Consider the following 13,026-nt stretch of genomic DNA (forward strand, 5'->3'; position numbering starts at 1 on the left):
CAAAAAAACCTATCTCGTCCAATAGTTGAGATAGGGTTTCTCTAGTTAAATATTAAACATCCGAGTAATCGCTGCTTTGGCATCTTGTCTTTTGGCATCGTCTACTTTGATCACATTTATTGGATCATTTTTTATCAGTTGTTCGAGTGCCCACGCTAAATGTGGTAAATCAATCCGATTCATCGTCACACAAGCACACATGTGCGGATTTAGTGAACGAATATCTTTATCTGGATGATGCGCCTTTAAACGATTGACTAAATTCATCTCGGTACCAACCGCAAACTTACTACCTGACGGGCTCTGTTCAATCGTCTCGATGATGTATTTTGTTGAACCAGCATAATCAGAGGCTTGAACAACGTCGTAATGACATTCCGGATGAACAATGACCTGAACGTCTGGCTCATCTTTTCGTAAAGTATTCATTTGTTCAACAGTAAAGTGTTGGTGCACAGAACAGTGACCTTGCCATAAAATTAATTGAATCTGTTCGTCTGCACTCGTTTGATTTAACGTTTCTTTAATCGGATCCCACACCGCCATCTGGTCTAACGCCATACCTAAGTCAACGGCCGTATTTCTGCCTAAATGCTGATCAGGTAAAAATAAGATTCTTTTGCCTTGTCCTAGTGCCCATGTCATTACTTTTTTTGCATTTGAAGATGTGACCGTTGCCCCGCCGTGCTTACCGACAAAGGCCTTGATCGCCGCTGAGGAATTCACATAGGTGACCGGCAACAGTTCCTCGCCAAACCGCTCGGTTAAAATGTCCCAACACATTTCTGTTTGACGTTCTGTCGCCATATCAGCCATTGAACATCCAGCGCGCATATCCGGTAAGATAACGCGTTGATGGGGACGAGCCAATAAATCAGCTGTCTCTGCCATAAAGTGCACACCACAAAAGACAATATATTTGGCGGTTTTTTCTTTTGAATAAAGCGCCAATTGTAAGGAATCACCGGTCGCATCAGCGAACTGAATCACCTCATCACGTTGATAATGGTGACCGGGGATAAATAAGTCTTCACCTAGCTCTTTTTTTATTTCGATAATCTGTCGTTTAAGTTCCGCTTCTGTTGCCTGTAAAAACCGTTCAGGTATCGTTGTTTGTTTAAATAAATTTAACACTTAGCTTTCCCCCTTGATGAGTAAACTGATATCTAATGCCTCAGTGGAGTGGGTTAACGCCCCCATTGAAATAAAATCAACCCCACAGTCTCGGTATGTAGCGATATTATCTAATGTAATATTACCCGACGCTTCTGTCACAATCGTCGATGGGACATCCTTAATCCAAGTTGAAATGACGTCTGGCGAGAGATTATCAAACATTATTACATCAACACCTACCTCAATCGCTTCTCGTAACTGTTCCCGTGTTTCAATTTCGACTTCAATTTTAGTTAAGTGGGAGATCACCTGACGACTACGTTTAACCGCTTCTGTGATTGAATCAAAACAAGCTAAATGATTCTCTTTCAACATGACCGCATCATACAGGGCATAACGGTGATTATAGCCACCACCACACGTGACCGCATACTTTTCTAACATTCTTAACCCTGGCGTTGTTTTTCGCGTATCGACAAGCTTGACAGGCGCATCACCTAATTTTGATACGGCCTTCGCTGTCATCGTGGCAATCCCACTCAGATGTTGAATCAAATTTAAAATCACTCGTTCTGTTTTTAACAAGAGCCGATAAGAAGCAACGACGCTACAAATCACCTCTCCCGTTTGACATCGATCACCATCTTTTTTGTACCAAGTGATTTGAACAGGCTCATGAAATAATTGATAACTTGTTTCTATCACTTCAAGCCCGCAAAAGATACCTGAAGCTTTGACGAAGAACGTCGCGTAACCTCGCTTATCTTCGGGAATCATGCGACTTGAAACATCATCATGACCGATATCTTCATTAAAAAACTGTTTTAACTGATCTTCTAGTAATAAAGGATTCACTGTCTCACCGCCTGTTTCTCTTTGTTTGTAAGTTTATGAGCACCGATGGATTCTTTACGATTTAACGCTGCCTGTAAGACAAGTTGACTGACGAGCAACATATTTTCTGATGTGTAACGCTCCAATGTTTTAGTTGGGTGATCGATTGCGCCACGTGTGGTTATCGGTAACGCACGAAGTTCTTTTTCAAACTGCTTTAAAGCTGTTTGGCTTCTTACGACACCTAAATAGGTTTCGTTCGCTTGTTTTAGTGCCTCGATTGACATATCTAGCGGTTGAACCTTCATTGGTAGGTCCTCAGGCACATATGTACCTGGTGACATCGGTGGTTTATTTCTTAATACATCCGCTAAGTCCTTCCCAAAGACAAGCGCTTCTAGTAGTGAATTACTTGCCAAACGATTGGCCCCGTGTACACCAGTGGCGGCAACTTCACCAATCGCGTATAAATGAGGAACAGTTGTTTCATGTTGTTCATTAACCGCCAGTCCTCCCATCGTAAAATGGGCTCCTGGTTGAACTGGAATCAAGCCTTGCTTTATATCGATGCTATTTTCATGCAGTAAGTCGGTGATTTGCGGAAAGCGCCGCTGAAAGCCTTTAACCGACCGAATATCTAAATACGTTGCTTCGCCTTGTTGGTTTCGGGTGTATAGCACTTGACTTACCACATCACGCGGCGCTAAATCTTTTAACGGATGATCAGCCATGATGTATTCACCTCGGCCGTTCACTAACCTCGCCCCTTCCCCGCGAACCGCTTCTGAGATTAAAAATCGTTGCTGGTGTCCAATCGCCAAGGTCGGATGAAACTGAATAAACTCCAAATCTTTAACGGCGGCACCCGCTCGGTAGCCAATCGCAATCCCGTCACCTGTCATGAGTGGATCATTCGAATGGTGTTGAAAAATCCCGGCATACCCTCCGGTCGCAAGGACCACCGCATCAGCAAAGTAGTCCTGCCGTTCTAAGGAATGATTCACTGTTCTAACCCCGACACAACGCCCCTCTTGCTTTAATAGATCCACCGCTGTTGTTTGTTCAATGATTGTCACTTTATCTTGTAATAATTGATGATAGTGACAAGTAAGCCGTTTACCTGTTTGGTCACCACCCGCATGCAAAATGCGTCGATGTTGATGCGCCCCTTCTTTTCCTAAGATAAATTGGCCAACGACTTGATCAAATATAAATCCCGATTGGATTAAAGACTGCATCACATTCGGCGCATTTTTTATGAGTTTTTCTACTTGTGCAACATCATTTAAAAAACTCCCAGCCATCAATGTGTCATGTATATGGCTATCTAAATGATCGTGTTGACCCATTACACAAGCAATCCCACCTTGTGCTTTGACCGTGTTACCTGTTTGTTTATCGCCTTTTGACAGCATAATGACATCATAGTCATTTAATAAATTGTACGCGAGTTGACAGGCACTTAGGCCCGTCCCAATGATGATGAGTTGTTTACGTTTCATAGTCACCCTTCTTTACAGTTGTCTTTACACCTATATTTACATATAATAAAGGAAACCCAAACCTTTTTCAAGAAGAGAGTGAAACAATTGATTTATCTAGATCATGCCGCAACGACTAAACCGTTACCAATCGCCCTAAAAACCTATCAAGACGTCGCAAAACAATATTTCGCTAATCCTGCAAGTCCCCATCATGTAGGCGAAGTGGCAGATGACTTAATCAGCCAAGCGAAGACAATCTTTACAGACTACTTTCATATACCACCAGATGGCATCATTTTCACTTCTGGGGGCACAGAAAGTAACCATCTGATTCTTGACCTCGTCCTCCACCAGTTCAATGGTGAACCGATTCATATAATAACAAGCACTGTCGAACATGCCTCCCTATATGACACGTGTCAGTTATTAGAACAACAAGGGCGTCTGTCCGTTACCTATATTACCCCAGCTAAAAACGGCCAGATCACAAAACAACAATTGATAGACGCGGTGCGACCAGACACCAAACTCGTCACCATTCAACTCATTAATAGCGAAACAGGCATCAGTCAAGATAATGAGATGATAAGTGAATTTTGTAAAGACCATCAGCTATTATTTCACACGGATGCTGTCCAGGCTTTCGGGAAACAAAAACTTTCAACCACCTTTAACTACGTCGATGCCTTATCGCTTTCCGCCCATAAAATTCACGGTCTAAAAGGCATCGGCGCTTTACTACTTAAACAGCCTAAAGAGTGGCGCGCACCTTTTCAATCAAAAACACAAGGCGGATTTAGACAAGGGACGATTGATGCCGGATTAATTGCGAGCTTTGCCGCCTGCGTAAATGACTACATCACACATGAAAGCAAAAGATTAAACCGATTGATGGAATTAAGACAGTATGTAGTCAACCAATTAAAACACGAACAATTACCCATCAGCGTGATCGGTGAAGCCCATGTCACTTCTCCTATCATTGGTTGCTTGTCAACATCAAGCCATGGTGATTATATTCAACAAGCTTTAAATCGCAAACAGATCTATGTCTCAACAAGAAGTGCTTGTCATTCAAAAACAACGGGAGAGATCCGGTCCTTAACACCGCTCTATCCTACTGAACAACATCAGCATTATTTCAGAATCAGTATCGGCTACTTTACAAGTAAATCAGAAATAGATGCCACCATTTCCGCACTAAAAACCACTTAAAACACGAACGTTATAATATAGGTATTGTTAATTATTCGTTATTGATATAGAATAAGCATTATATTCATCACTATTATCTATATAAAGGAGCTAAATGCATGAAATTAACGTATCAAGGAAAAACAAAAGACGTGTATCAACGTCAAGATGGAAATTACGTATTGAAGTTTAAAGACGATGTCACAGGTGTGGACGGTGTTTTCGATCCCGGCGCCAATACGGTTGGCCTTTCAATTGAAGGCGCTGGTAAAGCCGGATTAAAATTAACGACCTACTTTTTTGAACAGTTAAATAAGCAAGGTATTCCGACACACTTTATCGATAGTCATATCGACGAACAAACGATGACCGTTAAGCCTGCGTCTGTTTTCGGTAAAGGTTTAGAAGTCATTTGTCGTTACCGTGCGGTCGGTAGCTTCTTACGTCGTTACGGATTATATGCAGAAGAAAATCAACCGCTTGATGCGTTTGTTGAAGTAACGTTAAAAGATGATGGACGAGAAGATCCACCGATCACCAAAGATGCTTTAGCCATGCTTGATATCCTAACAACAGAAGAGTATGAGACGTTAAAATCGTTGACGCAACAAATTGCGGGTGTCATTAAAGATGAGCTGGCGAAAAAAGACATCGAACTATATGATATTAAATTTGAATTTGGCCGCGATCAAACAACCGGAGACATTCTCTTAATTGATGAAATTTCAGGCGGCAATATGCGCGCCTTTAAAGACGGCGAGTATATTGAGCCACTCACATTAGAAAAACTCTTCTTCCAATCATAAGCACTTTCTCAAACGGCACTTAAAGCACCATCATGACATTTAGGCTAGCACAACCGATCCTGTATCGTTTGTGTTACCCTTTTCTATTGCCCACTTTCTATTAAGCTAGATAGAAACATATCAACTGACGCCTGAGTGCGTGAATGCTATACTTAAGCTAGTTATCTATTAAAATTAAGGAGCAGATATACGTTTATATGACACAAGACAAAATAAAAACCGCACTTGATCGTTTAGTCGATCATTACGGACACCAAGACTGGTGGGAAAGTGATCATTACCTGGCAGATGTGGTTAGTATGATTCTTATCCAACAAACAACCCAACTAAACATGGAGAAAGCTTTAGATAACTTAAAGCCTCACCTTTCACTTGATACATTATTAGCAATGGAACAAAGTGCATTAGAAGCGCTCATTCGCCCAGCTGGTTTCTATAAACAAAAAAGCAAATATATTAAAGCTATTACCCACTGGTTTCACCAACATCACACCACACTAGATAGATTCGAACAGTACCCTACGAATACGTTAAGACAAGAACTTTTAACGATTCAAGGCGTTGGGGAAGAAACGGCTGACGTGTTGCTTTTATATATTTTTAATCGCCGGGTATTTGTGAGTGATCAGTATGCAAGACGATTATTTTCACGGCTCGGCTTTGGTGATTTTAAAACTTATCAAGATATGCGACAACACTACCAACCATTAGTCGAGAATATTAACTTAAAACAATGTAAGGAGTGGCATGCGGCCATTGATGTACACGGGAAAGTCTTTAGACAAAATCCAACCATGGATGAATCATGGTTACTTGATTAAAAGGAGTGGGAGAGTTGCGGAGTGAACAAGCGATGTATGATTTAATCCTCTCTGTCGCAAAAGAAGATACACGGATTCGCGGTGTATTATTAAACGGATCACGGGCCGATGCCAGTAGAAAAAAAGATGAGCTACAGGACTATGATATTATTTATATCACTGAACACGTCACTGACTTCAACAACACCCTAGACTGGTTAGATGTCTTCGGTGAGCGGCTTATCATGCAAACACCGAGCACAAACGACCCTAACCGTCTGGCTGTTTTTTTAATACATTTTACAGATTTCACACGGATAGATTTACGTTTAATCCATCCAGATTTACTCCCAGATGCGATTGATGATGCTCATTCAGTTGTTTTGTTAGATAAAGACGAGCAATTTGATCACTTACATTTTCATCATGATAAACGTTACTTAACGAAGCGATTATCAGAAACAGCACTGAATCATTATGTTAATGAATTTTACTGGGTCAGTACGTATGCTGTAAAAGGGATTGTACGAGAGGATTTCTTTTATACTCAGGCAATATATGCGCAGCCTCTTCTTGAGAGCTATATAACACTGTTAAAACAAGTCGTATTGATACAAGAAAAAAAACAAGCACTGGCTTTTGGAAAAGCGAATCAGTTCTTAAGCGATTATTTAGCACACCCTGAAAGACTACAGGCTTATTTTAACATGTCAACTTTGGCTCATATGAAGCAGTCCTTACTTTCAATGATTGATGACGTTCATCACTTCCAGTTGACGTTAAGTAGCGCAAATAATCAACCAGTAGACCACACGGAATATCAAGGAGTGTTAACTTATTATCAGCATTTTTTAACATAAACACCACCCCATGTTCACATAAAAACCCTCTCACTGATTGCACATCAATCAGTGAGAGGGTTTTGACTATCGTTAAAAGGCTTAACCAATACTTCCTTCCGTTTCGAAGGATTCTAATTTGATAGAAGAAACTAAACACAAGCAATAACAAATAAACACGTCTAACCCTTGGCCTAACTAGGTTTTAGCCGTTATTTAAACACAATGAGTAACTTCAACTAAAAAACAAAGGGATCAAATAATCCATCACCCAGATTTTTGGATGAGAATTTATTTGATACTTACATTATCGGTCTCTACGATTGTCTTTCTCTTTAACCAGGAAGTTCCAGACACCATGTATCAAAAAGACTTAAATTGAGCAGTCGCCCCTACTGAAAAAAAAGGGGTGACTGCTTTTTAGTCTGGAAAATTATTAGTAACATAAGTTTTAGCAAGCAAATCGTGAATCGCCCGCTTATCATCTCTAGTTGAAATAAGATAGATACTAACAAATTGAAGTAAACCCATGCTAAAATAATAAAGTAGATTCTTCACTAAAAGCTCTCGAAAAATAAGTGTACTTAATGTTAACCTATTATTTGAAACAGGAGCAATTCTGATTCCAACGGCTCGTTTTCCAATTGTATATCCATTCCATAGTAGTGGAAGTGTGATGCTGTATACGTGTGATAAAATAACCAGCGCAATAATAAAAAAATCTAAAAATGGGAAATTACCTTTGTGAAAAACAAAACTAATTATTAAAGCAATTATTACATTAATAATTAGATCGATAATTAGTGCAAGGCCTCTTTCAATAACTCCAACTGGACTTGCTGATAAAGTATTCATCCTGACACACCTCGCAATTCATAGTATTTATATATATATTTTGAATGAACGTAATTTAATTAAAGATTTTCATTAGTATCGCATAGATATCTTTGGACTTTTTTAACAATATTCGCAATATTCCGAAAGAGTGTTTTACGAATGAATTTCATAATTCTGAGGCCTTGCGGCCCAATAGTTTTGAAGCATAAGAAAAGCTCCATGCAATCGCGCGCGCGCGCACTTATACACTCTACCGAGTATGTGCTAAAACACACATGTTATTTAGATTTTCATCACGCGTATATTAAGTGTAGCAAATTTAGAACGAGAAGAAACAAAATGAACGAAAGAAAACGTAAAAGAGGTTACTAAATGTCGAGTATTTATGTTAGAAGAAGATCAATAATTAAAAAGCAAATTTAATTACTAAAAAATTATCCTTATAATTTTTGTTGCATCCATTGAGGGTTACTAAGAATTATATGGACAAGTAGTCTCTTCTAAAAGATAGTTTTTCTCCTTCTCTTCTAGGTTCTATTTGTTTGAGTTACTTTTCATAACTTCTATTAGAATCTGGTACATTAAAAATATTATGGTGCAGACAGTTAAATTTATTGGTAGAGAATACACGAATGCTTGTATTATAGTTGTGCCAAAATCCAATAAAACTAAGAAGTTACTTATTGATATCAAACATAGTATAAATATAACTAAACCCATGAATTCACCTCCAATTACCACCCAATAATATCTGCTGTTGATTTAAAATTGTTAGCACTTGAAGAATAAGTTACACTCGTCATGCCAATATTTACACCATAGCTGATATTTCCTAAAATACTTTTACCATCAGCATAACTAATGCTAATTGTACGATCAATTGTGCTACCTACCGGCTTCGCTTTAAAGTAGCCATTACCTTCGTAGTCATGCGGGAAACTCCCAAGACCACTCATCTTAAAAGAGTGACCTGAATAATCCGACATAGAAGCTCGATCTATAAAGTATGAAGTAGTTGAACCTTCAGGTCCGAAATCTCTCATCCATAAATTTAATGTAGCACCAGAAACGTTATCCCAATATTTTTTGTTTAATGCGAATCCAAAAGAGTCATTATCCAATTCTACGTTCTCTTTCCAGTAGAAGCTTGGATAGATACTGTATGTTCCATCAGTATTCCTCCAACCTGTTGCATCAAATTCTAAATCACTGGTAGGGATGAATTGAACAGAAAAATCACCATCACTACTTGGTAAAGAAGCTGCTTTTCTTTCTGAATACCCATCAAATATAGAATCATCTTCTAATGTAGTATAAATTGTATACTCACCTCGATAGCTTAAATTATTTAACACATCATCAGGCATACCTCGACTCGCTAAGAATGTATCTATTGTATCTTCATTAATATTTTCAAGATTTATCATTTCTACTGCCACATCATCATTTTTAACCTTTTTTTGTTTTTGCACTAGCAGTACTTGCGAAAACCATACTAAAAACAAGAACTAGTAACACTAGTAGTAATAGATTTTTTTAAACACTCTTGGCCCTATTTTCATAATTTCCTTATTCCTCCTTTTTATATATAAATAAAGGATAACATAGTTAAAGTTCAAAAAAACAAAAATCAAGAAAAAAAAGTTTATGCATTTGACTTTACAATTCAGGTGAATTGTAAAGCTTCTTCCGTTCATTTAATGATTCATCAACAAGACGGACGATGGTTAAGAACCAATATTGTCAGAGAATATTTTAAAGAAGTATGTAAAAGAGCAAAAGTCCCGATTTTAAGCTCTCACGCTTTAAGACACAGTCATGCCGTTCACTTATTAGTATTTGGTGCAAATATAAAATACGCATCTGAGAGACTCAGCCATAAATCGGCACATGTCACTGCAGATACGTATTTACACATTACCGAGAAACTCGAAAAAGAATCTCCCGATTTGTATTCAAATTACATTAATTCATGATTTGGTGGGTAAAAAGGGGCAAGCCTCAATTACACCTCACCAAAACGTTTATATAACAACGTTAACCAATACTTCCTTCCATTTCGAAGGAAATTAATCGGTTCATTTCAACCGCATATTCCATTGGTAATTCTTTTGTGAATGGCTCGATGAAGCCCATGACAATCATTTCTGTCGCTTCTTGTTCTGAAATACCACGACTCATCAAGTAGAACAGTTGTTCTTCAGACACTTTCGACACTTTCGCTTCGTGCTCAAGTGAAATGTTATCATTTAAGATTTCGTTATATGGAATCGTATCAGACGTTGATTTATTATCCATAATTAACGTATCACATTCAATGTTTGACCGTGCCCCGTCAGCCTTACGGCCGAAGTGAACAATCCCACGGTAAGAGACTTTACCACCGTGTTTTGAGATAGATTTAGATACAATCGTTGACGATGTATTTGGTGCCAAGTGAATCATCTTCGCCCCAGCATCTTGCACTTGTCCTTTACCCGCAAGCGCAATGGAGAGTGTCATACCACGTGCACCTTCTCCTTTTAGAAGAACGGCAGGATATTTCATCGTTAACTTCGATCCAATATTGCCATCAACCCATTCCATCGTCGCATTGGCATCACATGTTGCTCGTTTGGTAACGAGATTATAGACGTTGTTTGCCCAGTTTTGAATCGTTGTATAACGGCAATAAGCATCCTTTTTAACATAGATTTCAACAACCGCACTGTGGAGTGAGTTTGTCGTAAAGACAGGTGCTGTACACCCTTCTACGTAATGAACCGATGCGCCTTCATCAACAATGATCAATGTACGTTCAAACTGCCCCATATTTTCTGAGTTAATTCGGAAGTACGCTTGCAGTGGCGTATCTGCTTTCACACCTTTTGGTACATAGATAAATGAGCCACCTGACCATACAGCTGAATTTAAAGCTGAAAATTTGTTGTCAGTATAAGGAATGACTTTACCGAAGTATTCTTTAAACAAATCTTCATTTTCTTTCAGTGCTGTGTCTGTATCTTTAAAGATAATCCCCATTTTTTCAAGGTCTTCTTTTAAGTTGTGGTACACAACTTCAGATTCATACTGTGCGGACACACCGGCAAGGTATTTTTGTTCCGCTTCTGGAATACCTAATTTATCAAACGTTCGCTTGATTTCTTCAGGCACCTCATCCCACGAACGTTCAGAACGTTCAGATGGTTTTACGTAATAGGTGATTTCATCAAAATCAAGTTCTGATAAATCGCCACCCCATTGTGGCATTGGTGTTTTATAGAAATGTTCGAGCGCTTTAAGACGATATGACAACATCCATTCAGGCTCATTTTTTATTTTAGATATTTCACGCACGACTTTTTCTGTTAGGCCGCGTTCGGTACGGAAAATCGAGACATCTTTGTCATGAAAACCGTATTTATATTCGCCCACTTCTGGTGCATTTTTAGACATAATAGCCCCTCCTTTGTTACATCATAGTATTAAGCTTCGTCCTCTTGCTCAATTGCTTTCTCCATCGCTTTCCACGCAAGTGTCGCGCATTTAATGCGCGCTGGAAACTTTTGAACACCTTGAAGTGCTTCGATATCCCCGAGCTCTAACCCGTCACTATCCGTTTCTTTTCCTAACATCATATCAGAAAAATACTGTGATAGTTTTAAGGCTTGTTCGACAGATTTCCCCTTAACAACTTGGGTCATCATTGAAGCAGATGCAAGTGAAATCGAACAGCCTTCGCCTTCAAACTTAGCATTTGTGACTGTGTCACCTTCAATAATAAAGTGCAACTGAATCCGGTCACCACAGGTTGGGTTATTCATTTCAAGGGTCAAACCATCTTCTAATGTGCCTTTGTTTCGCGGATTTTTATAATGATCCATAATGACTTGACGATAGAGTGTATCTAGATTATTAAAAGACATCTCCGAAAAACTCCTTCGCTTGTTTAAGTCCGTCAATAAAAAGATCAACATCTTCAAACGTATTATATACATAGAAACTTGCTCTGGCTGTTGCGGTCACCTTAAGCCACTTCATCAGCGGCTGGCAACAATGGTGCCCTGCTCTTACTGCAACACCGAATGAGTCTAGAACCGTTGCGGTATCGTGTGGGTGAACGTCTGTTAAGTTAAACGTCACCAAACCACATCGTTTGTCCGGTCCATATATGTCAATACCGTCTATTTTTTTTAGTTCTTTTATTGCATAATCAGTCAATGCTTGCTCATGGGCCGTGATTTTATCAAACCCAATCGATTGTAAGTAGCCAATCGCGCTTGCTAATCCGACCGCACCGGCAATAATCGGTGTACCACCTTCAAACTTCCACGGCAACTCTTTCCAAGTTGCGTCTGTTAAACTGACAAAATCAATCATTTCACCGCCGTAATCAACCGGGTCCATTTGATTGAGTAACTTTTCTTTACCATACAACACACCGATACCTGTTGGTGCCCCCATTTTATGCCCACTAAAGGCATAAAAGTCACAATCAAGGTCTTGTACATCAACTGCCATATGCGGGACAGCCTGTGCACCATCGACAACAACAACGGCACCCATGTCATGCGCATGAGCTGTAATGTCTTTAATTGGATTGATAGTACCTAATACATTGGATACGTGTGTAATGGCCACAAGTTTCGTCTTTTCAGTCACCGTCTGTTTAACAGCCGTCATGGTCATTGTCCCATCCGCTTCAAGCGGGATGAATTTTAGCGTCGCCCCAGTCCGCTTAGCTACTTGTTGCCAAGGAATCAGATTACTATGATGTTCCATCTCAGTTAACACAATCTCATCACCCGCTGTAATAAACGCATCGCCATAACTTCTTGCGACAATGTTAATACTCTCTGTTGTACCACGGGTAAAGATAATCTCTTTTGATTGCTTAGCATTGATAAACTTTGTCACCGTCTCCCGTGCCCCTTCGTAGGCATCGGTTGCTCGTTGGCCAAGTGTATGCACCCCGCGGTGGACATTCGCATTGTCAAATTTATAGTAATCATTCACAGCATCAATGACCACTTGTGGTTTTTGGGCCGTTGCGGCTGAATCCAAGTAAACAAGTTGATGACCATTGATTGTCTGATCTAGAATAGGGAAATCACTTTTGACATCTAAGATGGTCATC

13 protein-coding genes are annotated in these 13,026 nt (G+C 39.4%); 5 read left to right on the top strand and 8 right to left on the bottom strand.

Features of this window, described 5'->3' with window-relative positions; all coding sequences use genetic code 11:
* Positions 1–45: 45 nt before the first annotated feature.
* The 3 genes from nadA to nadB are packed head-to-tail and all read right to left on the bottom strand — an operon-like array spanning position 46 to position 3,452.
* Entirely contained in the window at positions 46–1,134 is a 1,089-nt protein-coding gene (nadA, locus tag BM390_RS05525; RefSeq protein WP_062321930.1) for a quinolinate synthase NadA, read from the bottom strand.
* The gene (gene nadC / locus BM390_RS05530) at positions 1,135–1,971 is read right to left on the bottom strand and encodes a carboxylating nicotinate-nucleotide diphosphorylase (protein ID WP_062321928.1); all 837 of its coding nucleotides are present in this window, start codon (positions 1,969–1,971) and stop codon (positions 1,135–1,137) included.
* The gene (gene nadB, locus BM390_RS05535) at positions 1,968–3,452 is read right to left on the bottom strand and encodes an L-aspartate oxidase (RefSeq protein WP_089853266.1); all 1,485 of its coding nucleotides are present in this window, start codon (positions 3,450–3,452) and stop codon (positions 1,968–1,970) included. Before nadB ends, nadC begins: the two co-directional genes overlap by 4 nt.
* 87 nt (positions 3,453–3,539) lie before the next feature.
* Here nadB and BM390_RS05540 point away from each other — a divergent pair, with 87 nt between their 5' ends.
* The 4 genes from BM390_RS05540 to BM390_RS05555 all read left to right on the top strand — a co-directional run bounded on the left by BM390_RS05540 (position 3,540) and on the right by BM390_RS05555 (position 7,094).
* Positions 3,540–4,649 (top strand): cysteine desulfurase family protein, encoded by a 1,110-nt coding sequence (locus BM390_RS05540; protein ID WP_062321926.1) that lies wholly within the window; start codon positions 3,540–3,542, stop codon positions 4,647–4,649.
* A gap of 98 nt (positions 4,650–4,747) precedes the next feature.
* The gene (locus BM390_RS05545; RefSeq protein WP_062321924.1) at positions 4,748–5,434 is read left to right on the top strand and encodes a phosphoribosylaminoimidazolesuccinocarboxamide synthase; all 687 of its coding nucleotides are present in this window, start codon (positions 4,748–4,750) and stop codon (positions 5,432–5,434) included.
* 197 nt (positions 5,435–5,631) lie between these two features.
* Complete coding sequence (locus tag BM390_RS05550) at positions 5,632–6,255, top strand: endonuclease III domain-containing protein (protein WP_062321922.1); 624 nt, start codon at positions 5,632–5,634, stop codon at positions 6,253–6,255.
* A 14-nt stretch (positions 6,256–6,269) separates the two neighbouring features.
* Positions 6,270–7,094, top strand: a complete 825-nt coding sequence (locus BM390_RS05555) for an aminoglycoside 6-adenylyltransferase (RefSeq protein ID WP_062321919.1) — start codon at positions 6,270–6,272, stop codon at positions 7,092–7,094.
* A gap of 399 nt (positions 7,095–7,493) precedes the next feature.
* On the opposite strand, the gene BM390_RS05560 is transcribed toward BM390_RS05555, so the two are convergent.
* Positions 7,494–7,928: an RDD family protein gene (locus tag BM390_RS05560; RefSeq protein WP_062321917.1), complete on the bottom strand. Its 435-nt coding sequence runs from the start codon at positions 7,926–7,928 to the stop codon at positions 7,494–7,496.
* 716 nt (positions 7,929–8,644) lie between these two features.
* Positions 8,645–9,382, bottom strand: coding sequence for a hypothetical protein (locus tag BM390_RS05565; RefSeq protein WP_143103141.1), 738 nt, complete (start codon positions 9,380–9,382; stop codon positions 8,645–8,647).
* A gap of 132 nt (positions 9,383–9,514) precedes the next feature.
* Between BM390_RS05565 and BM390_RS05570 the strand changes: the two genes are divergently transcribed.
* Positions 9,515–9,886, top strand: a complete 372-nt coding sequence (locus BM390_RS05570) for a tyrosine-type recombinase/integrase (RefSeq protein ID WP_371859883.1) — start codon at positions 9,515–9,517, stop codon at positions 9,884–9,886.
* A gap of 61 nt (positions 9,887–9,947) precedes the next feature.
* Here BM390_RS05570 and sufB read toward each other — a convergent pair whose 3' ends face one another.
* From sufB to BM390_RS05585, 3 genes are read right to left on the bottom strand one after another with little or no spacing between them, the layout of a single operon-like run.
* Positions 9,948–11,345 carry a Fe-S cluster assembly protein SufB gene (sufB, locus tag BM390_RS05575; protein ID WP_062321906.1) on the bottom strand — a complete coding sequence of 466 codons (1,398 nt, stop codon included), beginning with the start codon at positions 11,343–11,345 and terminating at the stop codon, positions 9,948–9,950.
* Positions 11,346–11,374: 29 nt separating this feature from the next.
* On the bottom strand, positions 11,375–11,815 hold the full coding sequence (gene sufU, locus BM390_RS05580) for a Fe-S cluster assembly sulfur transfer protein SufU (protein WP_062321904.1): 441 nt from the start codon (positions 11,813–11,815) through the stop codon (positions 11,375–11,377).
* Positions 11,805–13,025 (bottom strand): cysteine desulfurase, encoded by a 1,221-nt coding sequence (locus BM390_RS05585; protein ID WP_062321903.1) that lies wholly within the window; start codon positions 13,023–13,025, stop codon positions 11,805–11,807. Before BM390_RS05585 ends, sufU begins: the two co-directional genes overlap by 11 nt.
* Position 13,026: the final 1 nt, after the last annotated feature.

It is taken from the genome of Halolactibacillus miurensis, assembly GCF_900116255.1.
Taxonomy (GTDB): Bacteria; Bacillota; Bacilli; order Bacillales; family Amphibacillaceae; genus Halolactibacillus; species Halolactibacillus miurensis.

Bases quoted from the DNA above. Each gene is read 5' to 3' on its own strand.
- nadB (WP_089853266.1), bottom strand. From the start codon at position 3,452: ATGAAACGTAAACAACTCATCATCATTGGGACGGGCCTAAGTGCCTGT.
- BM390_RS05545 (WP_062321924.1), top strand. From the start codon at position 4,748: ATGAAATTAACGTATCAAGGAAAAACAAAAGACGTGTATCAACGTCAA.
- BM390_RS05550 (WP_062321922.1), top strand. From the start codon at position 5,632: ATGACACAAGACAAAATAAAAACCGCACTTGATCGTTTAGTCGATCAT.
- BM390_RS05560 (WP_062321917.1), bottom strand. From the start codon at position 7,928: ATGAATACTTTATCAGCAAGTCCAGTTGGAGTTATTGAAAGAGGCCTT.
- sufB (WP_062321906.1), bottom strand. From the start codon at position 11,345: ATGTCTAAAAATGCACCAGAAGTGGGCGAATATAAATACGGTTTTCAT.
- sufU (WP_062321904.1), bottom strand. From the start codon at position 11,815: ATGTCTTTTAATAATCTAGATACACTCTATCGTCAAGTCATTATGGAT.
- BM390_RS05585 (WP_062321903.1), bottom strand. From the start codon at position 13,025: ATGACCATCTTAGATGTCAAAAGTGATTTCCCTATTCTAGATCAGACA.